This window comes from Prochlorococcus sp. G4PB17, from assembly GCF_059772445.1.
The window spans coordinates 121455-144267 of sequence record NZ_CM186288.1 but is presented as its reverse complement, the minus strand read 5'-3'; the positions used below and the strand labels follow the sequence as shown (position 1 = coordinate 144267).

Annotated in this window: 32 protein-coding genes and 1 other RNA gene; 17 read left to right on the top strand and 16 right to left on the bottom strand. The window is 31.0% G+C overall.

Translation table 11 applies throughout. The features are described 5' to 3' along the window. Window positions 1–126: 126 nt before the first annotated feature. The 3 genes from glnA (at window position 127) to AC6EJB_RS00750 (ending at window position 3055) form a co-directional block, all read left to right on the top strand. Window positions 127–1548 carry a type I glutamate--ammonia ligase gene (gene glnA, locus AC6EJB_RS00760; RefSeq protein WP_498491761.1) on the top strand — a complete coding sequence of 474 codons (1422 nt, stop codon included), beginning with the start codon at window positions 127–129 and terminating at the stop codon, window positions 1546–1548. A 132-nt stretch (window positions 1549–1680) separates the two neighbouring features. Continuing rightward, complete coding sequence (locus AC6EJB_RS00755; RefSeq protein WP_498491759.1) at window positions 1681–2742, top strand: class I SAM-dependent methyltransferase; 1062 nt, start codon at window positions 1681–1683, stop codon at window positions 2740–2742. Between the two features lie 55 nt (window positions 2743–2797). Continuing rightward, the gene (locus AC6EJB_RS00750) at window positions 2798–3055 is read left to right on the top strand and encodes a DUF6439 family protein (RefSeq protein WP_498491758.1); all 258 of its coding nucleotides are present in this window, start codon (window positions 2798–2800) and stop codon (window positions 3053–3055) included. A gap of 5 nt (window positions 3056–3060) precedes the next feature. Here AC6EJB_RS00750 and AC6EJB_RS00745 read toward each other — a convergent pair whose 3' ends face one another. Both AC6EJB_RS00745 and AC6EJB_RS00740 read right to left on the bottom strand, forming a co-directional pair. Then, complete coding sequence (locus tag AC6EJB_RS00745; RefSeq protein ID WP_498491756.1) at window positions 3061–3453, bottom strand: ATP-binding protein; 393 nt, start codon at window positions 3451–3453, stop codon at window positions 3061–3063. Window positions 3454–3583: 130 nt separating this feature from the next. Beyond that, window positions 3584–4303, bottom strand: a complete 720-nt coding sequence (locus AC6EJB_RS00740) for a GUN4 domain-containing protein (RefSeq protein WP_498491754.1) — start codon at window positions 4301–4303, stop codon at window positions 3584–3586. 39 nt (window positions 4304–4342) lie between these two features. Here AC6EJB_RS00740 and mnmH point away from each other — a divergent pair, with 39 nt between their 5' ends. The 3 genes from mnmH to AC6EJB_RS00725 are packed head-to-tail and all read left to right on the top strand — an operon-like array spanning window position 4343 to window position 6858. Continuing rightward, the gene (gene mnmH, locus AC6EJB_RS00735; protein ID WP_498491753.1) at window positions 4343–5395 is read left to right on the top strand and encodes a tRNA 2-selenouridine(34) synthase MnmH; all 1053 of its coding nucleotides are present in this window, start codon (window positions 4343–4345) and stop codon (window positions 5393–5395) included. Window positions 5396–5436: 41 nt separating this feature from the next. Beyond that, the gene (gene psb28, locus AC6EJB_RS00730; RefSeq protein WP_498491751.1) at window positions 5437–5778 is read left to right on the top strand and encodes a photosystem II reaction center protein Psb28; all 342 of its coding nucleotides are present in this window, start codon (window positions 5437–5439) and stop codon (window positions 5776–5778) included. Window positions 5779–5787: 9 nt separating this feature from the next. Continuing rightward, window positions 5788–6858 (top strand): AI-2E family transporter, encoded by a 1071-nt coding sequence (locus AC6EJB_RS00725; protein WP_498491749.1) that lies wholly within the window; start codon window positions 5788–5790, stop codon window positions 6856–6858. Window positions 6859–7225: 367 nt separating this feature from the next. Here the strand turns inward: AC6EJB_RS00725 and AC6EJB_RS00720 are convergent, their stop codons facing one another. Further along, the gene (locus tag AC6EJB_RS00720; protein ID WP_011293667.1) at window positions 7226–7429 is read right to left on the bottom strand and encodes a DUF8635 family protein; all 204 of its coding nucleotides are present in this window, start codon (window positions 7427–7429) and stop codon (window positions 7226–7228) included. Between the two features lie 285 nt (window positions 7430–7714). Between AC6EJB_RS00720 and AC6EJB_RS00715 the strand changes: the two genes are divergently transcribed. Further along, a complete protein-coding gene (locus AC6EJB_RS00715) occupies window positions 7715–8011 on the top strand; it encodes a hypothetical protein (RefSeq protein ID WP_498491748.1) in 297 nt (98 codons plus the stop codon). A gap of 8 nt (window positions 8012–8019) precedes the next feature. On the opposite strand, the gene AC6EJB_RS00710 is transcribed toward AC6EJB_RS00715, so the two are convergent. Beyond that, window positions 8020–8580, bottom strand: coding sequence for a DoxX family protein (locus tag AC6EJB_RS00710; protein ID WP_498491747.1), 561 nt, complete (start codon window positions 8578–8580; stop codon window positions 8020–8022). Window positions 8581–9033: 453 nt separating this feature from the next. Continuing rightward, window positions 9034–10245: a BaiN/RdsA family NAD(P)/FAD-dependent oxidoreductase gene (locus AC6EJB_RS00705; protein ID WP_498491745.1), complete on the bottom strand. Its 1212-nt coding sequence runs from the start codon at window positions 10243–10245 to the stop codon at window positions 9034–9036. 230 nt (window positions 10246–10475) lie between these two features. Here AC6EJB_RS00705 and AC6EJB_RS00700 point away from each other — a divergent pair, with 230 nt between their 5' ends. From AC6EJB_RS00700 to AC6EJB_RS00685, 4 genes are all read left to right on the top strand, one after another. Next, the gene (locus tag AC6EJB_RS00700; protein WP_498491743.1) at window positions 10476–10694 is read left to right on the top strand and encodes a DUF8635 family protein; all 219 of its coding nucleotides are present in this window, start codon (window positions 10476–10478) and stop codon (window positions 10692–10694) included. A gap of 172 nt (window positions 10695–10866) precedes the next feature. Continuing rightward, the gene (locus tag AC6EJB_RS00695) at window positions 10867–11043 is read left to right on the top strand and encodes a hypothetical protein (RefSeq protein ID WP_498491741.1); all 177 of its coding nucleotides are present in this window, start codon (window positions 10867–10869) and stop codon (window positions 11041–11043) included. 84 nt (window positions 11044–11127) lie between these two features. After that, the gene (locus tag AC6EJB_RS00690; RefSeq protein ID WP_498491739.1) at window positions 11128–11538 is read left to right on the top strand and encodes a hypothetical protein; all 411 of its coding nucleotides are present in this window, start codon (window positions 11128–11130) and stop codon (window positions 11536–11538) included. A 195-nt stretch (window positions 11539–11733) separates the two neighbouring features. Beyond that, complete coding sequence (locus tag AC6EJB_RS00685) at window positions 11734–12000, top strand: DUF8674 family protein (RefSeq protein ID WP_498491738.1); 267 nt, start codon at window positions 11734–11736, stop codon at window positions 11998–12000. A gap of 61 nt (window positions 12001–12061) precedes the next feature. On the opposite strand, the gene AC6EJB_RS00680 is transcribed toward AC6EJB_RS00685, so the two are convergent. The 6 genes from AC6EJB_RS00680 to AC6EJB_RS00655 all read right to left on the bottom strand — a co-directional run bounded on the left by AC6EJB_RS00680 (window position 12062) and on the right by AC6EJB_RS00655 (window position 15509). Then, the gene (locus AC6EJB_RS00680; RefSeq protein WP_498491736.1) at window positions 12062–12397 is read right to left on the bottom strand and encodes a hypothetical protein; all 336 of its coding nucleotides are present in this window, start codon (window positions 12395–12397) and stop codon (window positions 12062–12064) included. Window positions 12398–12541: 144 nt separating this feature from the next. Beyond that, complete coding sequence (locus AC6EJB_RS00675) at window positions 12542–12745, bottom strand: hypothetical protein (protein ID WP_498491734.1); 204 nt, start codon at window positions 12743–12745, stop codon at window positions 12542–12544. Between the two features lie 631 nt (window positions 12746–13376). Continuing rightward, window positions 13377–14222 (bottom strand): hypothetical protein, encoded by an 846-nt coding sequence (locus AC6EJB_RS00670; RefSeq protein WP_498491733.1) that lies wholly within the window; start codon window positions 14220–14222, stop codon window positions 13377–13379. A gap of 95 nt (window positions 14223–14317) precedes the next feature. Next, window positions 14318–14788, bottom strand: a complete 471-nt coding sequence (locus AC6EJB_RS00665) for a nucleoside 2-deoxyribosyltransferase (protein WP_498491732.1) — start codon at window positions 14786–14788, stop codon at window positions 14318–14320. A gap of 85 nt (window positions 14789–14873) precedes the next feature. Continuing rightward, the gene (locus AC6EJB_RS00660) at window positions 14874–15095 is read right to left on the bottom strand and encodes a hypothetical protein (protein WP_498491730.1); all 222 of its coding nucleotides are present in this window, start codon (window positions 15093–15095) and stop codon (window positions 14874–14876) included. A 144-nt stretch (window positions 15096–15239) separates the two neighbouring features. Then, on the bottom strand, window positions 15240–15509 hold the full coding sequence (locus AC6EJB_RS00655; RefSeq protein ID WP_498491728.1) for a DUF1651 domain-containing protein: 270 nt from the start codon (window positions 15507–15509) through the stop codon (window positions 15240–15242). Between the two features lie 411 nt (window positions 15510–15920). On the opposite strand from AC6EJB_RS00655, the gene AC6EJB_RS00650 reads away from it, so the two are divergent. The 3 genes from AC6EJB_RS00650 (at window position 15921) to AC6EJB_RS00640 (ending at window position 17420) form a co-directional block, all read left to right on the top strand. Continuing rightward, a complete protein-coding gene (locus AC6EJB_RS00650) occupies window positions 15921–16112 on the top strand; it encodes a hypothetical protein (protein ID WP_498491726.1) in 192 nt (63 codons plus the stop codon). Window positions 16113–16337: 225 nt separating this feature from the next. Next, window positions 16338–16739 carry a DUF1824 family protein gene (locus tag AC6EJB_RS00645; RefSeq protein WP_498491724.1) on the top strand — a complete coding sequence of 134 codons (402 nt, stop codon included), beginning with the start codon at window positions 16338–16340 and terminating at the stop codon, window positions 16737–16739. A gap of 228 nt (window positions 16740–16967) precedes the next feature. Next, a complete protein-coding gene (locus AC6EJB_RS00640; protein ID WP_498491723.1) occupies window positions 16968–17420 on the top strand; it encodes a hypothetical protein in 453 nt (150 codons plus the stop codon). Between the two features lie 66 nt (window positions 17421–17486). Here the strand turns inward: AC6EJB_RS00640 and AC6EJB_RS00635 are convergent, their stop codons facing one another. Then, window positions 17487–17636, bottom strand: coding sequence for a DUF8683 family protein (locus AC6EJB_RS00635; protein WP_498491722.1), 150 nt, complete (start codon window positions 17634–17636; stop codon window positions 17487–17489). Window positions 17637–17996: 360 nt separating this feature from the next. Between AC6EJB_RS00635 and AC6EJB_RS00630 the strand changes: the two genes are divergently transcribed. Next, the gene (locus tag AC6EJB_RS00630; protein WP_498491721.1) at window positions 17997–18275 is read left to right on the top strand and encodes a hypothetical protein; all 279 of its coding nucleotides are present in this window, start codon (window positions 17997–17999) and stop codon (window positions 18273–18275) included. Between the two features lie 131 nt (window positions 18276–18406). On the opposite strand, the gene AC6EJB_RS00625 is transcribed toward AC6EJB_RS00630, so the two are convergent. Beyond that, complete coding sequence (locus AC6EJB_RS00625; RefSeq protein ID WP_498491720.1) at window positions 18407–18565, bottom strand: hypothetical protein; 159 nt, start codon at window positions 18563–18565, stop codon at window positions 18407–18409. A gap of 415 nt (window positions 18566–18980) precedes the next feature. After that, window positions 18981–19160: a DUF8633 family putative protein gene (locus AC6EJB_RS00620; RefSeq protein WP_498491719.1), complete on the bottom strand. Its 180-nt coding sequence runs from the start codon at window positions 19158–19160 to the stop codon at window positions 18981–18983. 1074 nt (window positions 19161–20234) lie between these two features. Here AC6EJB_RS00620 and AC6EJB_RS00615 point away from each other — a divergent pair. Then, on the top strand, window positions 20235–20453 hold the full coding sequence (locus tag AC6EJB_RS00615) for a hypothetical protein (protein ID WP_498491718.1): 219 nt from the start codon (window positions 20235–20237) through the stop codon (window positions 20451–20453). 346 nt (window positions 20454–20799) lie between these two features. After that, window positions 20800–21147 carry a hypothetical protein gene (locus AC6EJB_RS00610; protein WP_498491717.1) on the top strand — a complete coding sequence of 116 codons (348 nt, stop codon included), beginning with the start codon at window positions 20800–20802 and terminating at the stop codon, window positions 21145–21147. Window positions 21148–21241: 94 nt separating this feature from the next. Here AC6EJB_RS00610 and ssrS read toward each other — a convergent pair. Both ssrS and AC6EJB_RS00600 read right to left on the bottom strand, forming a co-directional pair. Beyond that, window positions 21242–21423, bottom strand: a non-coding RNA gene (gene ssrS, locus AC6EJB_RS00605) — 6S RNA. 21 nt (window positions 21424–21444) lie between these two features. Continuing rightward, entirely contained in the window at window positions 21445–22590 is a 1146-nt protein-coding gene (locus AC6EJB_RS00600; protein ID WP_498491716.1) for a 5-(carboxyamino)imidazole ribonucleotide synthase, read from the bottom strand. Window positions 22591–22813 lie beyond the last annotated feature (223 nt).

Below are 22813 nucleotides of genomic sequence, written 5' to 3'. Positions count from 1 at the left end.
AAAAAATTTCAGAAAATAATCAAATTTTTCTGTTAAAAGTCTAAAAAAAGTACTGGTTGATACAAAAAAGGATTCAAACGCTTATTACGTTCATAATTAAATATCTCTGTCGAAATCAAATTCACCATGAGCAAGACTCCTCAAGATGTTCTTCGTCAAATTAAAGATGAGGGCATTGAGCTTATAGATTTAAAATTTGCAGACCTACATGGTAAGTGGCAGCATTTAACAGTAGCTTCTGAACTCATTGAAGAAAGCTCTTTCTCAGAGGGACTTGCTTTTGATGGCTCTTCCATTCGTGGTTGGAAAGCTATAAACGAATCAGATATGGCAATGGTTCCTGATCCAGCCACAAGCTGGATTGACCCCTTCTACCATCACAAAACACTTAGTCTGATTTGTTCAATTCAAGAGCCAAGGAGCGGAGAGCCATATGCAAGATGTCCAAGATCATTGGCTCAAAAAGCATTAGATTATCTAGGAAGTACAAGTGTTGCTGATTCCGCATTTTTCGGACCTGAACCAGAATTTTTCATTTTTGATGATGTCAGATATAACTCTGGAGAAGGTGGGAGTTTTTACAGCGTTGACACTATTGAGGCCCCCTGGAACACAGGCAGAGTCGAGGAAGGAGGCAACCTTGGATACAAAATTCAACTAAAAGAGGGATATTTCCCAGTCTCGCCTAATGACACAGCTCAAGACATGAGATCGGAGATGCTTCTTTTAATGGCCGAATTAGGAATTCCTATTGAGAAACATCACCATGAAGTCGCAGGGGCAGGTCAACATGAATTGGGAATGAAATTTGCACCACTAATTAACGCTGCAGATAATGTGATGATTTACAAATACGTTGTAAGAAATGTCGCTAAAAAATATGGAAAGACCGCGACCTTTATGCCCAAACCAGTATTCAATGACAATGGGACAGGAATGCATGTTCACCAAAGCTTGTGGAAGAGTGGTCAGCCTTTGTTTTACGGAGAAGGAACTTATGCCAATCTTTCCCAAACAGCTAAATGGTATATAGGAGGAATCCTGAAACATGCACCTTCATTCCTTGCATTTACCAACCCAACCACTAATAGCTATAAAAGATTGGTACCAGGTTTCGAAGCACCAGTAAATTTGGTTTATTCTCAGGGCAATAGATCAGCTGCAGTAAGAATTCCTTTGACTGGACCAAGCCCAAAAGCGAAAAGACTTGAATTCAGATCAGGTGATGCATTAGCGAACCCTTATATAGCTTTCTCAGCAATGATGATGGCAGGTATTGATGGGATCAAAAATCAAATTGATCCTGGAGATGGAGTTGATGTTGACCTTTTTGAGCTTCCTTCTGAAGAATTATCAAAAATAGACACTGTTCCTTCTTCGTTGAATGATGCATTGGAGGCATTAAAAAGCGATAACAGCTATTTAACTGAAGGGGGAGTATTTACAAATGATTTTATTGATAACTGGATAGACCTTAAATACGAGGAAGTTCAGCAGCTAAGGCAAAGGCCTCATCCTCATGAATTCACTATGTACTATGACGCATAAAGTTTCTTAATTAATTATTAAACTAAAAATTAAGGTCTTTTTACAAATTGTTCAGAGACCTTAATTTTTTTTTGTTAACTCGTCACTAATCAATCAAATCTGTTAGATAATAAATAAATTAATTAACGGTTCATGGCAGCGCCAAGCCTAAAAAAAATTGCATATCATACTCTTCAACAGGGTAAAACTCTTGCTGGTTTAGCTCACAAAGAGTTGAGTACAAAGTTAATGGAAGTTTTTGCACCTGAAGCAGCTCCAGGAAAATTTCCAATTGACAAAGATCTCATCAAAGAAGTTAGACATTCAATGGAAAGGCTTGAAAGATTAGACTGGCAGCAAGCAGAGGAAGGTATTTATCCAAAATCTCAATTATTCGAAGCTCCATGGTTGGAATGGGCAAAAAAATATCCTTTGGTTTGGCTCGACATGCCCCAAACCTGGGAAAGACGTAAAAAGAATAAGACCAGAGAAATCCCAAGGAATGTAAACGAGGAAGATTACCCAACTTACTATTTACAAAATTTTCATCACCAAACTGATGGTTACTTAAGTAAGCATTCTGCTGAAATTTATGACTTACAAGTTGAAATTCTTTTTAATGGAACAGCAGATACTATGAGAAGAAGAATTTTAGCTCCTTTAAAGAGAGGTCTAAAAAAATCTTTATCTGATAGCTCCAAAAAAGTAAAGGTTTTAGATATCGCAACAGGAACAGGACGAACTCTCCAACAAATACAAAGCGCACTACCGGAAGTAGAACTTTATGGCCTCGATTTATCAGGTTCATATCTCAAGCAAGCTAGTAAATATTTAAGTTCCAGAAATGGAGATCTTGTGCAATTGACTAAAGGAAATGCAGAAAATATGCCCTATTCATCGAGCAGTTTTCAAGCATTGACATGTGTTTTCCTTTTTCATGAATTACCTAGAGAAGCAAGACAAAATGTTTTAAACGAATGCTTCAGATTATTAGAGCCAGGAGGAACTCTAGTGCTTGCTGATTCTATTCAAATAGAAGATTCTCCAAAATTCATTTCAATAATGGAGAATTTTCACAAAATATTTCACGAACCTTATTATAGAGATTATATAATAGATGACATAAATTTAAGATTAAATGAAACTGGTTTTGTATCAATAACATCTGAATCTCACTTTATGACTAAAGTATGGAAAGCAACTAAGCCAATGTGATTTAAACAAATATAAATATTAAACTAACATAAAGACACCATTAGAGGTTAATATTATGGATAAAATGAATAAATATATTTGGTCAAAAGAGGCACGGTCACTTATAAAAGATCTGCATAATGAAATCCGTCTTAATGAATCAAATTGGCATCAATTCAGAGCAAATAAAAAAAGAAGAAGTGCCGAATTGATTATTTCTGCTATTTCACAATTAATTAACGATGGAGATGAAAAAGAAATAGAAGACCTACTGAAGCAAGCAATACTTTGGATAAAAGAAGATATTAAAGATACTGGATGTAAAAGTCATTAAAAAAATTATTTCTTTAGCGATAACTGAAGTCTATTCCCTTTTCTACTCCATCTAACATCATCAAAACATTTATGAATTAAATATATTCCTCTCCCACTATTAGCATCAATTTGAAGAGGTAAAGAGGTTACTCTTTTATTTTGAACTATCCCCATACCTTGATCTTGAATTTGCCAAACAAACCAATTAGGGGTAAGAATTCTTCTAACACGAATAACTTTATTAGGATTAGATAAATTTCCGTGAACTACAGCATTAACAAGAGCCTCATGAAGACCCAATTCAATTCTTTTTGCAGTATCTTTACATATAATAGGCTCTAAAAGCGTTTCAATAAAAGATGCTAGTTTTAATGTAGAGGGATGAATAAATACAGCCCAATTTTTAGAAGTCTCCACAATTAGTTAAAACATTCTTTGTAACTTAACTTTTTGCCAAATAAGTAGTTGAATAATAAAAAACATATTTATTAATTTAAGTCATAAATAGTATTTTACGTGAAAAAATTAAACATTAATCATTAAATTGTTAGCTTTTAGCTATTAATGCTTCATGGTTTAGTAAAGAATCCATCAAACGAACTCCTCTGAGCTGGTTAACTAATGGCATATGACCATTTGGAGCTTCAATTGACCAATTAAATGCTTTTGGATATCTAGTCCATATTCCATCTTTTTTCCAACCAATGCGAGGCCATAACTTGTCATATCTTCCTCCTACGGAATCTAAAATTTTTGCTTGGACTGTAAACCCAAATTTACCTCTGGAATAAGCAATCCATAATTTATCAAGAGTTAACAAATCAATCCCAGGGATTGAATCAACCTCAGAAAAATAAACATAACCTCTGTTTACTGCTTTTTCTCCAGCGAGCTCTCTGAGCTTTGAGCTAGTAAAACGATCAGCATCCTCAAAACTTTGATTTAATAAAAATTGCTGTAAAGGTGAATAATCAAAACCAACCTCAGAAGGGGCATTGAACCAAGCAAGATCATCACAACCAAGATATTTTTTTATGAAATTTTCATCGTTTTTATGAATTATTTGCAAAATAAAACCAGCCGCCCAATCGCAAGCATCAGAATCAAACAATGTCATCAAAGATGATCCCAAGCCAAGAAGATCCTCAATGCGTTCCTCCAAAACAGATAACAAACTGAGGCGTTTCCTTTCTGGAGCAGTCTTAAACCCCTCCAAGAACTCCTTTATGCTTTCTTTATTAGGAGGGTTTTGTTTTTCTTCAGCCATGATCTACTGCCAGCCTAAAATGACCTGAGTATTAACACTATGTCAGAGACACCTACCAATTCAGGTTATCCATTAACGGATTTTCGGAATTTAACTAATCCAATTATTGACGTAAGAAGTCCTTTAGAATTTTCACAAGGTCATTGGCCAGGTGCTATAAACATTCCTTTATTTTCAGATAAAGAAAGAGAGTTAATCGGAAAAAGCTACAAGAAGGAGAGTCGGTTAAAGGCAATAATGAATGGTTTAAAAGTAATCTTGCCAAAGGCAGGAAAGATTTTAGAAGTAATCCAAGAAACAGCTAATAAACAAAATGATGTAACCATAACTTTGAGAATATATTGCTGGCGAGGAGGCCTTAGATCTAGATCATTTGCTTGGCTAGCAAGAACAATAGGCTTTAGAACTTATGTGTTAGAGGGTGGTTACAAAAGCTATAGAAAATGGGTTCTAAATCAATTTGAAGCTGATTTACCAATAAGACTTTTAGGTGGCAAAACTGGAACAGGAAAAACAGATCTACTCAATTGCATTAAATCTGAAGCTATTCATGTAATCAATTTGGAGGGGATTGCTAATCATAGAGGAAGTACTTTTGGTGCATTAGGCCTGGGAAATCAACCATCAACTCAGCAATTTGAAAATATTCTCGCAGAGTCTATAAATAAGTTTCAGGAAAGTAATTCTAATGAGATCTGGTTAGAGGCCGAAAGTTCGAATCTAGGAAAATGTCGAATACCAAATGGCTTGTATAAACAAATGAAAAAAGCACCAATCCTTGAGATAATTAGGACGGATGATGAACGCGTAGATAATTTAGTCAATGTTTATAGTCAAAATTCTCAATCTGAACTTAAAGATGCTGTAGACAGAATATGCAAAAGGTTAGGACCGCAAAGAACAAAAGAGGCACTAGTGGCAATTGATAAAAAAGAGTGGTCAAATGCTTGTAGAGCTATGCTAGATTATTATGATAAATGCTATGAATATGAGCTTGAAAAAACAAAAAATATAAACTCAGTTGACTTGAGTGGCTTAAGCTTGCAATCTTCTTTAAATAAAATTTTCAATGAGAGCCTCTATCCATTATAGTTTTATGCAAGGATAATTTTTTAATTAAGTAATTAGTTAAAATGAGAAATTTAAATGAGAATGTAGCAATTCAATTTATAAAAGGAACTGATGAAAAGGATTATCCAGAAATATCTTTATTTAGAGACCTTGATGGCAAAAAAGGGAAGGCAATATATAAATTTTCAAATCCTTCAACAATAACAATAGAAAATTTTAAATCAATACACAAAATGTATCTGATTGACGAAGAAGGTGAACTATCAACAAGAAAACTAGATCTATCTATTTGTGGAAATGAAATTAAAGAAGTTAAGTCAATTTATAACTGGAAATCAGAAAAAGAATTTAAAAGATTTATGCGTTTTGCAGAGAGATACGCAAATTCTCTCGATAAAAATTAAATATTTAATTTGAAACCAACTACCTTACTATCAATTTCAGCATTCATTATTTCCATATTAATATTTTGGAGCTTAAAAGAAATACTGATACTATTTTTTGCATCGATAATTATAGCGATGGCTATATGTAGCATGACAGGAAAAATTAGAGATTTTGTTAATATCCCTAGATGGTCAGCCTTTGTCATAACTTTAATATCTATAATCCTAATTTCAAGCATTTCAATAGTACTAATAATACCACAATTTACAAGTGAATTCCAAGAGTTAATTAATCAGATACCATCAGCAGCAAGTAAGTTATGGGAAATCTTAATAAATACATTTTTCAATATAACAGAGTTTTTATATAAAGATAATATTCCAAATTTAGCTGATAGATCTATATTAGCGACTAAGCTTAGTATTATTCCTGACGGTACAAATCTGGCAACTGGAGTAACAGATAGCATCACAAAGCTTATAAGCTTGGCAAGTAATGTTGGGGTAGGGATTATTCAATTGCTTTTCATAATCTCTGTTAGCTTAATGATAGCTATACAGCCAAATTCATACAGAGAGTTAGCCATCTTATTAATACCATCATTTTACAGAAGACGTGCAAGAACTATCTTATTAAAATGTGGAAATGCACTAAGCAGTTGGATGGCTGGTGTTGTACTGAGTTCAATATGTGTAGCAATACTAGCTTCTATTGGACTTTATTTATTAGGAATAAAACTAGTAATTGCAAATGCTTTAATTGCAGGTGTTTTAAATGTAATACCAAATGTAGGTCCAACAATAAGTACTATTTTTCCCATGTCTGTTGCTTTACTAGATACTCCATGGAAATCTCTTGCTGTTCTTGGGTTATACATAGTAATACAGAATATTGAAAGCTATGTAATAACTCCCTCAATAATGCAAAAACAAGTCAAATTACTCCCAGGTTTAACAATTACTGCTCAGTTTATATTCACTATAGTATTTGGACCAGTGGGCCTTTTATTAGCTATTCCCATGGCAGTCGTAATTCAGGTTTTCGTTAAAGAAATAATTATTAATGACATATTAGATAAAAATTATTTCTCAAATTAAAACCAAGAAAAGATGGAAGAATCATCTATCAGGATTCCCAAGGATCAGTCGAAGGAATATGTTCATTGGTAGTTTCAGGCAAATTTACTTTTTTCAAATCAATCCATTCACACCACATTGAATTAAGCAAAAAAGCCTGGTATTAACTTTTAGGTCCATCATCGATCAATTTGATTTGATAGGGTTGAAATCTCTCCATTTTTTGTACTCAATTTTCCAATTTTCTTCACTCATCTGCTCAATTGATTAAATATCTACATTTTGCTTGTAGTTTATTTTATTTGCAAATGTGTATCAATAACTCTAAATAAAAAAATTAATATAAAAATAATTAATACTATCTTTTATCAAAAAATTTTGAGCGCTATCAATCATCAAACTCTGGTTTAGGCTTCTTTTTAACTTTACCTGAAAGTAATTGATGTAGAGCATCTAAAGAATTGTAGACCTCTTTAAGCTCAGATAACTCAGGCAACAAGCCATACTGGCCAAGCATCTGATCCAAATCACGAAGTTCTTGCCTGATATAACGCAAATGAGAACTAACTTCCTCTCTCTTGCTGGTGGACATTATAAAATAGATTGATTGCTACTAAGCATTAACTTTAACCCAAGATAAGTATATAAAGCCTATACAAATTCACAAAATTTATAAACCCTGAAGTTGCAACCAAAATACCAAGCAAATTAATTACTAAAATTTTTATAAGTTATTATTTACAAAAATAATAAAAGAGATCCTCACACTCAAAATTAAAGCCCAAATAATTCAAGAGCACATAAAAAAAGACTACTGCTTTGTAAAAAAATAAAAAATAAGCTATACCATTTCAAAGATATGGGCAAATATATATATATGGATAAACAAACAAGAAAAGACCTCAACATGAGGCTAGGAAATCTAATACTAGCCATATTCCTTGCTACTGTCCCCACAGCCATAACTTATGGCACTCTTAGTATCCATGGGCTAAATATATGTAGAAATCTAAGCAGTAATGCAACTCCTTCAAACAAAATCAAAGAAAAATGTGATGAGGCAGCCTGGGATACTACTAAAAGTTATATAATTTTAATTGGTTTTTTCATTACTTTACCCACTTGGATGTGGTTCTACTTGTCAATGAAAAAAAAAGAAGTTAACAGCAAGTGATTTAAACATTACTGGGAAGATAAGAAACTAGAGAAAGGAAATACAAATGTTTGACTACGTTTGATAGATTTTAGATCTTCTTTTTTCATAGAAGAGGGAGAATCATTCACCATTTTCTGATTATTAAGGAAAGTAATGAAAGAAGGTTTTGAATTTAATATCTCTTTAATTAAGTAATCGGCTGAAAACATACCTGGGCCAAGCAAAATTATTGAAAATGCAGCTGCAAAATAAAGTGCTAAAAGTTCTAATAGGTAAATATTAAAACCAGAGGTAACTATAGCGTGATAAATAGCAACGCTCATAGTACCAAGTATGGCTGTAGCGCCAAGCCTGGTTCCTAGGCCAAGAATTAGCAACCAACTACCTACAATTTCAGACCAGGCCGCCAAGTATGAGAGGGTTACTGGGAAGGGCAAATGAAGAGGTCGAACAAAAGCATCTGCAAAGTTATTTATATCATTTAATTTTTCAAATCCATGATGGATAAGCAAAGAGCCTGTAAAAACTCTCAATACCAGAAAAGCTAAATCATTAAATTTTGATTTATAAAAAATCGAATTAAGCAATTTGACTTAAGTAATTACATGGACTTTAGTTGTAGCAGAGCATAAAGCGTGGATAGAAAAGACAGAGACATTCTATATGAGCATTAATACTCACTTAGAATGTCTCTTGTGTCTGCTCTTTGCAGTAAATTAATCACAATGGACTTTGGAATTAATATCCCGCATCCCATTTAAATAAAAAACTTCATTTAAGTGTTTTAATCTTTTAAGCATAAAAAAATAAAAAATAATGCAGTGAAAAGTATTAATACTCACAAAAGGATCAAGATCAATTTAGTAATATAATTAAATACGCTAATGAAATGTGAGCACATCTCTACTTACTGCAACTGCTGCCGTAGGTTTAATAGCTGTGGCCATTCCAGCATTGATTGCCTCTCTTGGCTAGAAATACATTTTTTTTGATTATTAATTTACAAATTAATAAAAAGTTAATTAAACAAAAAACTATTATTAAGCTATAGAATTTCCTGCTATCCAGCCACTAGTCCAACAATGCTGAAAATTAAACCCACCTGTAATACCATCAATATCTAATACCTCACCAGCAAAAAACAAACCCTTACATATTTTACTTTCCATAGTTTTGAAATTGATTTCTTTAAGTGAAACTCCACCTGCAGTGACAAACTCTTCGCCAAAAGGACCGCGACTAACAACTTTACAATTTGTTCTTACTAAACATTGGACTAAAGCCCCCTTTTCATATTTAGATAAATCAGCCCATCTTAATTGACTATCAAAATTCAAGCTCAAAATAAGTGCTTTCCATAAGCTTCTAGGCAACTGATTAAAAGGTTTGCTGTTTAATATAAACTTCTTACCATTTTCTAATTTAAATAAATCAATTATTGAACGAACCTCATTCTCACTCATATGAAGCCAGTTTATTCTTAAATCACCATTGTAATTATTAACATATAAATTTCTTGCACTAAAAGCAGAGAGACGCAAAATAACAGGACCACTGAAACCTTTATGAGTTATTAATATGGATCCTCTTTCAACATGTTTATTTTTACCAACAGTAAGTTTTGCTTGAACATTTAAAGTTATACCTGCACATGATTTTAATGGATTCTCAGAAGTAGAAAAAGAAAAAAGTGATGGAACAGGTTGAATTATTGTATGCCCTAAACCCTTTGCTAATCTACGTCCACTAGGATGCCCACCGGTACAAATTAAAATATTTTTTGCTTTTAAATAATTACCTCCTTTGATTAATACATCAAAGTATTCATTTTTTTTGCTTATTTGTTTTACATGAGAATTGGTAAATACTTTTACACCAGATTTCATTGCAAGATCTGTTAAACATTTGATTACATCTTCTGAAGAGTCAGAGCTAGGAAAAATCCTTCCATCATTCTCTACTTTTAGGCTAAGTCCCCGTTTTTGAAACCAATCAAAAGCTTCTCTTGTAGAGAATCTATTAAATAAGCCTATTAATTGCTTTTCTCCTCTTGGATAATTAGTTACTAAATTAGAAATATCCCAACATGAGTTAGTTAAATTACATCTGCCACCACCACTAATTCTAACTTTCTCAAGTACTTTTGTAGTGCCTTCTAAAATCGCAACAGATCGAACTCCATCACTTATAGCTGTAATTGCACTCATAAATCCTGAGGCTCCTCCACCAATAACGACAAGATCTGAAATCATCAAATAATCAACTTCAAATGAATTCTATTTTAATGTAATAATATATTAATATTTAATTTTTTTACTTTTATCTATTGAGGTAAAGATAAATTATAAAGCTTATATAAGAATGATATTTAGTTAAAAAAAAGAGAAAAAGATTTTATATAGAAACATATTGTCTTGATACCCAGTTCAAATTTTAATTTAGTTCTTTTTTGCTGTATCTTTTCCACATATTAAAAAAAAATATGGCTGGACCAAAAAGAGATGAAGCCAAATCGATTCTCTCCTATGTCAGACAAGAGCTTAGATACATGGACGAGGATCTCAGAAATGACGGTTTATTGCCAGAATTATCTTCATTAAGATCAGTATATGAGCAACTTTCAACATTACTAGAGCTTTCTGATGGTAGAAGAAAAAAGAAAGAGAAACCAGAATTTCCAGAAGACAAAAAGAAATTTTAAAAAACTTCTATTGAATTAGACATTTTTTTTAAATCTTTTGCTAAAGCTCAAGTTCATAAGAATTATTTAACTGTATTTTTGGTTTTTCTTAGAAGAGATCGACAATAGTCTATTGTGTTAAAAATCACTCACCAATCAAACTCAAAAAATAGCTTTTTCATAAATGAAACCAATGCCTAATAAACTTATAATTTCTGGCGATGAATCAAATCTTCTAAACCCGATAAATCACATTAGATTTTGGGAAAAAGGAGAAATGGCTTACTCTGCAATAAAAAAAATAAACGAGCTTAAAGCTAATAATGAATATGAAAAGGCTCAATTAATTCTTACAGAATGGATTTTTTAGATGATCAATTTATTCGTCAAGAAATAAACAAATTTTTGAATTCAACCAAGAGATAAAGTAAATTAAATTTTTACATAATCAGGTATGCCCTCCCTCAGAAAAAGGATTGGCTATCTTCCTTCAACGATTAGTCAAAAGATAATAAGCAAACTCGCAAAGAAAGAAAAACTAAGTCAATCTAAAGTAGTAGGAATATTGGTAGAAGAAGCATTGATGGCAAGAGGTGAATTTGACACTAAAGAAAAAAATTACTTAATTAATAAGAGCAGGTATGGCAAACAAAATAGTTTGAATAATACATCTTTTACATACAATGATCTGGATGAATTGATCTCAGATAAAGGTATTACTTACAACAAAGAAAAATACAAACACAAATCAGATATTTTTTTTTCAGAACATCATATAGCTTACAATCGAGAATTATTTGAGGAATTCAAACAATTTATCCTTTTCCAAAAGATGAAAGAAGAAGAAAAAGAAGAAGAAAAGTAATAAATATTTTGTTTAAATAGATTTAACAGAATCTTTAACCGTTTGATAAGAATAAATGAGTTAGTCATTCGAAAAGAATGTAGAGATCAACAAAAACCACGCATCAATCAAGTATTTGCACTAGAAAGTATTCATATTCGTTCTTCTAAGGATTACCCAACAAGTTTTTTTTATAAGAAATTTTAAATATAAAACATGACATCAACAACAACACGCCCAAAAACAAACTCATCGAGCCTACTTGAAGAAGCTTTAAATCAACCACCGATTGGTGAAACAGCTAATTTCGCCTGGAACGCAACTCCGCTTGGTATTGCCGCAATTTACAAAGGAATTTCTCCCTCAAAACCACCTTATGAGCAAGCAATTAAAGAGGGAGAGGAATTATCAATGGATTTAAGTCGAGAAGAAAAGGAGTTTTATCTAACTCAAAAAGGTTTAGCTTTAATTTTTTACTCTTAAATATAAATTAAGAATTAAAAATCAATAAAATTTAATTCAGATAAAAATATTTAAAAAGCTATTAACTGTCTTCTACCGATGAATCTATTACCCACTCATCACTTAATCCAAGAAGAACAAGAGCTTTGTCCTCCCAATCTGTATCAATAGACCAATCATAAGGAACTTCAAAAGTCAATAAGATTTCATTTTTACTCTTGTGGTAAGTTTTTTTATTGGGGAAGGTTTTAGTAAGTAAATTATTATCAGGTTGAAACATATCATCTTTAGTAACATTTTCTACGTATCCTAATCTTTTGATTTTCTCTTCAAATTTAAGTTCCAATCTTACATTAAAACAATGTGCATCATCCCAATCTGAATAGTGAGAGAAGTATTTATCCCAAGAATTAGACATACGTTATATGCAACAATTTAAATTTAATTTAAAAAAAAGCTAAATTAAAAAAATGTCATACAATAGTAAAAACATTATACAAATTGGAATGCTCTTAGTTGTAACATCTATAGAGAAATTAACTAGAAATTTATAAAGTCTTTTTTAGTTGGTAAAGGTAAGAAAATTAAAATCATTTAGAACCCAGGTTCCCAAAGTAAGTAGACCAAAACCAGCAACAAACATCATCAGAGCTGCAAGCTTATATCTCGTAGCCTCAGATCCTCTTCTCAACAAAAAAGTTTCAGCGGCAAAAGAATTTGTTTGGGGGATGACTTTTTGAAGATTTTTTTTTCTTGAGGAAAACATCTTTAATGATCAAATGACTTTAAATTAAACGAAATTCTCATCGACCGCGAAAAATTCAAAAGCATTAGATTTTTCTAGAAAAACACAACTTCAGTAAAGGAGTAACACCGAATTAATTAAAGGTATTGGAATAAGGAGTACAGTGAGGGGAGATCCGGAAGGAGAAAAGAAGAAGTAAATAATCAGTAATCAGCAAATAAAAGGACGAAAATCTTACAGAAAACACAAACATCAGCAGCTCATCGATCACCAGAAAGGACGAGAGAGGAAGCGCTTTACAATAGTTTACAGTAGCGTTACAATACTTAATATGGATACGATTGAGTTCTTTCCATAATGCAAAGAATACATCTCAGCAAAATTTTCAAATAAAACCAAAATTTTTGCAAATAACACTATGGAAATTAACCCTTTTAAGCCCTTAATTCAATTTTATAATGGGTTGTATGCGAGACAGACTTCATTAAGCAAACTCTATTTGAAAGTACTCTCAGTTAAAGCTACAACATAAAAATTTAAAAATATTTTTAATTATAAAATATGCTGTAATTTAAATACTTGAATTTGAACTTCTACGAATAAATTAATTCAATAAATAAAACCAGACACATTTCTAAAAATATATAAGATTTTAGATTTTAAATAAATTTTTTATTTGCTCCAACTGATGGTCTGTTGCTATATTATTTTCAATTATTGGGCAAATATTGTAGTCATTATATGTTTTAAATAATTCATTAACGATCTTATTAGCATAGTCTTCTGATTCTAAAAATTCCATAGAGCAATAGACCCCTTTCCATGGCCTAAACTTAAATCTAGCAAGAAATTGTTTTGATGGGAGAAGAATGCTTCCATACAAATTGATTTTGTGTAATTTAGAATTACTTTTTAGCGCTGATTCTATTAAATTGTTCAAGACTTCCATTCTCCTTTTTAAAAGACTAAGGTCAGTGCCAAATTGAATCCAAACAGAGCTAACAAGGCCGGACTTAAGTTTTTGATCTAATCTGATTCTTTCCTCTTTAAATAAATGACTTGGAAGATATGGATTAAAGGCTACTCCTAACGAAAAATCACTATAAGAAAATAAAGCATTATTCCTTGCCAAAAATAAAGCCTTTACTGAATCTAGTGTTGTTCTTTTTTGAGAACCAGAAATAAGTAGAACCTCTGTGCATCCATACTTCTTTATAAGCAGAAGAAACTCATAAAATGCATTCTGAGTATCAAGCCAATTCCTTCTAAATTCGTGAAGAATACTAAAATGAGGAATAATATCAATATTTCTAAATTCATCTCTTGATAGCTTAATTGCGTTTAACAAGAAATCCTTTTTTAAACTATTTTTGCAAGGAATATTGATTTTAGTAATATTATTTCTCTGATAAAAGTAAAGAATATTTCGAAGTTCTTGATAAGTTTTAAACGATATCTCAAATCTAATTGTAGATAAATCAAATAGGCTATTATTCATTTTCACATTTAAAATATTTTTAATTAAAATAATATACTAACATATTAAGTAGAATGAATAAAACATTAATAAAGGAATAATTATATAGAAATAGATTAAATTGAATTTCTCAACCACTTGCATATCGCTTTACTTTCACTCTCTATCTCATCTAGAGAACGATAATAATAATCATTCCATGAATCATATGGTACGCCAGTAAAAATCATTAAGTTTAGGGGATATTCATCAGAGTCTGAACATTTTCGAAAATCATCTCTAAACAAAAATGTAGGCTTACCTAAAGCAATAGCTGCTCCAAGTTCAACCATCACACCCTCGTCAGGAGGAGTGCCATTAACTATTGCAAACAAAGCATCACAATTACGCAAATCATTAAAGTTCGATATTGCAATCTTATTAGCCCAACCAGGCAAGGAAAAATTTATATCGCTATTGCGGGCGAAAGGTTCAATAACTCTCGTGCCCATACTCTCAAGCTTGGCAATAAATTCAGGAAGAAGCTTGTCTCTCCACTGTTTAGAAAAACCATAAGGAGAGGCCAGATAAATAGTTCTTTTTAACATTGTAATTGATCGAATATAGATATATAAAAGCTTATGATAATAAGCTAAACAATTTTTATTAATATAGACTTAATTCGGTTTGAAACTAATTTTTTATACTATTTAAATTTATAATATCTTGTTGATCTTCAGAAAAACGTTCATGAGCATCTTTCACTAATAAAAGAGATAAATCTTTTACATTAACAATAAAATTTTTTTGATTTAAATACATTTTATTAATCACTTCTTTAATCTCAATTTTAAAAGGTGTATTAAAAATCAAGATAGTTATAGTCCAACCACCTACTAATGATGAAAATATCACAATCAATTTAAAGAATTTATGAAAAGTAGTGAACAATTTATAAAATAATAAATAACAGACTTATATTAACTTATTCAGCCGATAATGCACATTAAAAAGATCATAAAAGCGGAATCAATAAACTTATAAAGTAAAAGACGGTGTTTAAGCAGTCTGGATTTGTTCTAACTTAAATTCTACCCAATTCGACTCAATCAATTGCTTCCAGGACTTTAGTGAGTCTTTCCTTGTGGCTTTTCTTCTGCTTTTGAACTCCATCGGTTTGCCGTTGGCTTTAACAGCCCACATATCAATAGTAAAATCTGAGGCGATTTGATCTTGAGATAACTGCTTATAGTCAAAATGAATAGCCCATTTATTATGAGGATCTATAAGCCAACCAGTAGGGGCATCTATGCTGTCTACTTTTGTCATCAAAATATAAAGTCTTAATTTTGTTTTTAATTAAAAAAACACCATTCGTCAAGTCCAAGAATCTAAAGCGAAGTTAAAGAAATAGTTATATCAGATGACAAAGGTGAGTCCATATAGAAATACTGAAAAATAAAAGACTGTACAGCTTACTAAAATATTATTTAAAAACTCAAAGGCTACTTAAATAAGTTGCTTACATAACAACTAAAAATATTTTAGTTTACATATTAATTAACAAAAATAATTAACTACCTTTAAATAAACATATTTATATAAATATTTAGTAAATAATAGATTAAACTATTGTAAAAATAAGAACTTTAAAAAAATAATTATTTAAAAAAGCAGAAAGAAGATAACTATTTCAAAATAATAGTTATAATATTTTAATACCACCAACAACAACATAAAATGTCCTATGAAGCTGGCAGTACGGAATGTAGAGGCTTGATCGAGGCAAAAGAAAGCCTCATCAAGGCAATGAACTCACTAGGATCCATAAAAAATCTGGATCATATTCAACAAACATTGCGCGACGTATATAATGAATTAGAAAAACTGCATGAATCTAGAAGAATAAAAGAATCAAATGATATTAATTAGCCTATAATTTTTACTTTATTCTTTTATTGAACGATAAGTAAGAAAGCCCTCTAATCAAATACTTTTTGTTTTTAATAAATAATTCATGAGTTGATGCTTTACTTACTTAAGATATAAATATTGGTAAAATAGATATCTTTAAAGCAAACTAGCATATAAAATATTATATAACTCATATCATAAGAAGATGTAGAATGATAGAATTAATGAAAAGAATTTACCTATATGTCTCACAACGATATTGATATATCAAAGATAGAGGAACTTGATCGATTAAGATCTGCTCCATATCTAAACGAAAAACAATATAAATTACTATTAACACAATTTAAAAATATGATTTATAAAGCAGATTGGTTAACCATAGGAGTAATGTCTCCCACATTGGATAAAGGACTCAATGCAATTAGAAAAATAGAAGAAAAGTTTAAATATAATAAGATGAAATGTATGACGTTACCATCCTCAAAGGGGCCGATTTTTTTAAAGGGCAATCAAAAAACAGGTGAAATACATGCCAGATTAGAATATGGATTAGGAGAAGGTATACTAATTACTATGCATAATTTTGATAATTCATTATTATCAAAAACGATTGGACCTTTTCCATTAGATTTTTTTAATTAAAAATATTATTCACTATTCATAATGTCATTCGTTACTTTCAATAACCTCATGCATAATCTAAAAATCATAAAGAATGCTAATATAATAGAAAAATGCTATTCTAATTTAGCTTAAGTAGAATGTTTCTATGAAGTACTAGAAAACAATCTAGTGATAAATAAAGCATATCAACTATTTGCACTAATAAACCCAATATAAAAACCTTGATACATACTACTTTTATTATAAATGGATATGGAAAGAGCTAAATTTTATCAATCAGGAGATGGCTCCTATTTTTATACAGCCGATGATGCTTCTAAGTGGGACCTTTTAGATAGAATTGGGCAATTAAATCTACTTCATGTATTAAAAAAAGAGTGGGAACCTGAAGAATCAAGTCAAAGTAAATTAAGGAAAGTTCTTCAAGAACTAAATATTGATGAATTCGAGGATTTCATGGCTGACATACTTGGAATATGCGAATCCTTCGAAGAAATGGTATATGAATTTGAAGGTAACATAAATTTAAGTCCTGAATACTTAGAAAGAGTTTATCCAGATGAAAAGGAAAGTCTTAAAAAATTAAAAAAACAGATAAAAGAGCATAAAGAATGGAAAGAAAAACATCAGGCCTCTTATTCCTTTTTAACAAAAAAGCAACTAGAAAAGAATGAAACAGATAGCAACGAAAACTTTTAAATAGAAATTATATATATTCAAATCTTTGTTAAAGAAATAAGAAGCGTTAAGGGATAAAAAATATATTCAGGTTCCAGGTTCTAATAATTTGATCCCAATTTCTTCTATTTTATTTTTTATCTCGGTAGATCTAATGTTATCTCCAACTGCCTGGGAAACGGCTAAAGCAAACTCTAATTTCTCAAGCTGATGATCATTGTCTAATGTCGAATGCATCACTGTAAATTTTATATTATTATTACATTAATATTAGGTAACTGTGGGATCTTTCCTTATTAGCATGAGATTTAGAAAATTAATTGATTAATGACTTAATTATAGATATGAAGCTAGGGAATAAATAAAATCAATATTTCCAAAAATCTTAGTTTCATACTGAAAGTCGAAGATTGAACTTACGTTATCGAGTAAAAAACAAAAGACCTAGTTAAAACGACCGCAAAAGTTGATAGTGGCCACTTCCGACCAGATCAAATAAGAATAAAGTGATTTTACCTACACAAAAAAGAGAAAAATCTATTATAGTTTAACAAATGTTAACAAACGAACCTGTTTGTTTTCTTCCTTCCTCTCTTAATGACATCAAAATTGTCTCGAGAAAGTAAGTCTCTCACTCCTCACTCAACTCAACGAGGAAAGCCTCCAAGTATCTCAAAACATCAAATTTACATACATCCAATGACTTCTACCAATCCAAAATCAAAAAACTTGATAGATAGAGAGGTGGTCAACGAAATGATTGAGAACGCTATAAGAAGACACAACAGAAGATCCACAATCATCTCTGCAATACTAGGATGGATACTTATCGGAGGATATTCCTTTGGTTTATTTCATGTAGTTCAAAGTATCTGAAGAAAATAAAAAATATAATTTAAGTAAAAAATACTCCTTAATCAATATTAAAAGTTCCATATAATAAATTGATTTGAATTGTCTTAATCAACCAATTTACATGAGGCCTGTGCGAAAAACATTTCGTAAAATTAATTAATTTTACTCCATTTGTCTTGGTATGGAAGCTGATAGTCTTCTTTGTTCATTGGGATCCAACTCCAATCTGCACAAATTGCGATTTGATAGCCAATTACATAAACAGCTAAAGCAGCATTAAATAGGTTTACATGTGAAAGAGGAGTATCCATAATTTTTAATTTAATTAATGTATTATAGCTAATTAAATTTAATTACAAAACATCCAGTAGAAAAAGTGACCTAATTAATCATATTAATAGGGGAGAACAAAGGTTCAACAATTAATAATACTTATTTAGCACAATATCAAACTTATAAAAAAACAATTCTATTTCTCAAAATCATATATCTAATTATTTTTCAGAATTGGTACCGTAGGATGGTCAGACGGATCATCATTTAGAATAGGAGCACATACTTGACGACAAGACATTCCCTGCTCATCTTCTATACAAACTTCTAAACATTCGAAATATCTGTCCTGAGCTGTTTTCATATTTTGTAGAATTAGTAGTAACTAAACATACTATTTAACGTTTGTTTTTCTTGATAAATTAACAAAACTTTTTTAGGTAAATGCACTTATTAACGGTCTTTTAAATGGAATAGTATCTCTGAAGATTTTTTATTTGCATCACAAGCTAATACACACTGTGTTAATTCCTTATTAGCAAGAAGATCTAGTATCCTTGCCATATCAACGGAAGACAGCTCTCCATCAGAACTCCATTTTAAAGTAGTTTTTCTTTGAATGGGTTTGTTCATGTCCCTCCCATAAAACTTGTGTACAATTAGCATAGATTTAGTTATTACTTATTTATTATTTAGATTTTTTTTATTTTCTATGAAATTCTTAGGTATAAATTACAAATAACCTTAAAAATATAATGAGGAATATTACCTATTGATTTTCTTCTTTAACTATCTAGCTATTTCGTATACTTATATAAAAATCATTTGATTAATCAAATACTTAAAAATTCTATATAAAGAATACTAAATTGATTAAGTCAATTTATAGTTAGATTGAGTATATTCTTATAAAGTAATTAATTTTTAAATTTTCACCTATAAACAAGAAACTATATTAATCTATTAGAAATTTGTGACTAAATTTGTAAAAGGCAACTAACTCGCAGATGAAAAATTTAGGCTATCAAAAGTTGATTTGTTGTCTTGGTTCTTTGATGGCTTATTTTTAATGTCTTTTATGAAGAATTTAGCAAATTGCTGTGTTTTGTTATTTTGCATAGTGAACTGATCTATCAACTAAAGAATTTTTATTCGCTCTATTTTTAGAACAAATATTAATTACTATAGCTAATGCATACGAATAACGTGAGTGAAAACCGAACAAGCTATCTTTATAAAAAAGCAATTTAATTTTTCTTTTTTTAAAAGGGATGTAATTTCAGTAATAACGATAAGAAAGAAATTGATAATTAAAGATAACCATAAAGCCAATCAAAAATTTTTTCTATATTAAATTAATAAATAATATATATATGGATTTAGATATAGTTCTAATTAGCTGATCTAGTCCAAGTTTTGGCACGTTTTCCCTTTTTCTCGCCTTTCAAGATAAAAACCATTAGCAAAGGTGCTATCCCCATCAATGGGACAACAAGATTCATGGCATAGTTATGCGTTTCTTCCATATCAAATCAAAAAGACTTTTTTATTCTAATTAATTTATATTATGTGTTAATGCGTAAAAATTCTTATTCCAAAAGACATATACTAAAACATCTTCAAACGTAAATTTTTAAACCATATATTTTCTTACATTTTTTATTATATATAGATAATATAATAGAACAAATTTTACCTATATAAAATATGAGTGATGTTTTTTTTAAGCTTCAATACCTATCTCCAACTGGTTTGATAGGTTTTTGGGTACTTTTTATTGGATTGCTTTTTACAGGCTTTATGTTTTATTTTGTCTTTTTCAGACTCAATGAGGAGGATGATTCATATAAAGATAGACAAAGAAAAAGACTAGAAGAAAAGAAGCAGAAGGAGAGAATAGCAAGACTATATCCCAAAGAAAATTAAACTTAATTCTTGAAATTTATTAATTACTGATTTTTTATTTTATAAATGTTTATAAAACGGTTTATATCAAAAAAATTATATCGATAAATATCAAGCAATATTTATTGATCTATCCTATTTTACGGGGATTTGAAATAGATATTTTTAAAATTGTATTAGGAGTCTATCAAATATGATTTGAACCACTAAAATATCGGGGAATGAGTTTTCAAGGCAACGAAGAAGACTTACTATTACATCTCGTTTTCCTTCGGATGGTTTTTATTTTTTGGGTCAATAAAAAGAGATAATAGAAGATAGAAAAAAAATGGCTTGTAATTAAGGCAAGCCTGTTTTAATTAAACCTATGGCTTCGAATCAAGCAAACCCTAGTATTAATCTGAATAAGCAGGCCTCGCTTTCTACTTCAGGGGACCAAGTTCCCGCAGCATTATCATTAATGATCGACTCAATGACGAGCATGATAGAGAGAGCTAAAACAGATATTGAAAACGTTGATCAACGCGCTAGAGCTGATCTTGAGAACCTTGATCAAAGGGCCCGGAAAGATGTTGCGCTCATAGATCAAAGAGCAAGAGAGGATTTACAAAAAGTCGATAAAAAGGCCAGAAAAGATATAGCAATTCTTGATAAAAGAGCAAGAGAAGATCATGAACTATTAAGGAAGGTCCGCAGAGCTAAAGGTCTAAACTAATTGATAAAAATTTAAAAAGGCCTATTGGCACCACCACCGGTAAACAAGAGATTATTATTTATCAAATAACCCAGTTATAGCAATGAGTTAAGGAGGTAGTACCGCTTTGCCGTAAGACCCAAGAAGCATCGACCTGGAATAACCAGAAGGGGATTCAAAGTGAAGCTTCGTTTCCAGAACATGCTGGTATACGTTACTTTCACGACAGCTTCCCCATATCGAAAGAGAGTCAGATCAGAGCACTTGAGAAGGCCAATACCAACAAAGCAGTACTAACACAATCTAAACAAAATATCATTAAGAGGTCGGCCAAATTGACCTTATATTCTTTAAGACATCTAATGCTTCTTTTTTTCTAGATAAAACATCTTTGTTATTCAAAAGATAAGTAACGTGGCCAAGTTTCCTACCTTTTTTTTCTTCTTCTTTTTCATACCAATGAACATTCAATCCTGTTATAGCTCTTAAATCATCTAACCTCTTCGAAAGTGAAATTGGGTAATCACTTTGAAGGCCAAGCAAGTTTGCCATTAAAGCCCCTTCAGCAATCATTTCAGGCATGGGGGCATCAATACCTGAAGTAATACAAATTTGTTGATCAAACTGACTACTATTACATGCATCTATAGAAAAATGACCTGAATTATGAGTTCTTGGAGCTATTTCATTAACAAGTAAGCCTTCAGATCCATAAAAAAATTCAATCGCAATAACTCCAACATAATCCAATTCAACCAACAAAGAAGATACGATGTTTTTCACCATAAGTTCTACATCATGATTAATGTCGGCGGGAGCAAAAACCCAGTCACATACTTGCTTGGATTGGTGAGTTTCTACAATTGGCAAACTACGAATTACCCCTTTTGAATCCCTGCTTGAAACAATAGATAATTCTTTATCGAACGAGACCCATTTCTCTAACATCCACTGTTCCTTTGGCTCAACTTCAATCAAATCTTGAAGTTGTTTTAAATTTCTTATAATTTTTGTTCCTTTGCCGTCATATCCACCTTTGGAAGCTTTTGCCATCAAGGGGAATGTCCAATCAATTGGAAGCTGTATTTTTAATGATTTTTCTAAAGGTATAGGCAGCCAATCAGGGCAGGGGATATCAAGACTATTTAACAACTCTCTTTGATTTATCTTATTAATTAAAGGACTCAAGGATTGAAGTCTAGGCAAAAACGAAACTCCATTATTTTGTAGAGGAAGCAAAGTTGGTATATCAACCCACTCATTTTCAAAAGTTATTGAGCTCGATCGTTCCGCAAGTAGTTTTGTACCCTCAGCATTTGTAGGGTCATGCAGAACGACCTGTTTAGTCTTTTTAGCAGCAGGATCAGTCTTGACTGCCGTCTGAACAACGACCTCAATATCTCTTTTCTTTCCAGCCTCAACAAGTAGCATTGCAAGCTGTCCTCCTCCTACAACCCCAATCATTTGTTCAAGACCTCATTTTTAGAGCTTTTCTCACTAGCAGGTAAATAATAAAAAAAATCGTACAAACAATTTTCAAAGAATGTATGAAATGTAATTTTAATAAAAACATTCTTCATTCACAACAAAAAAAATATGCCACTATGTGATTATTTTGATCCGAGAATAAATTCAGAAAGTATCCGAACATATAACATTGAATTATGAAATATTTTATTCTCCTACG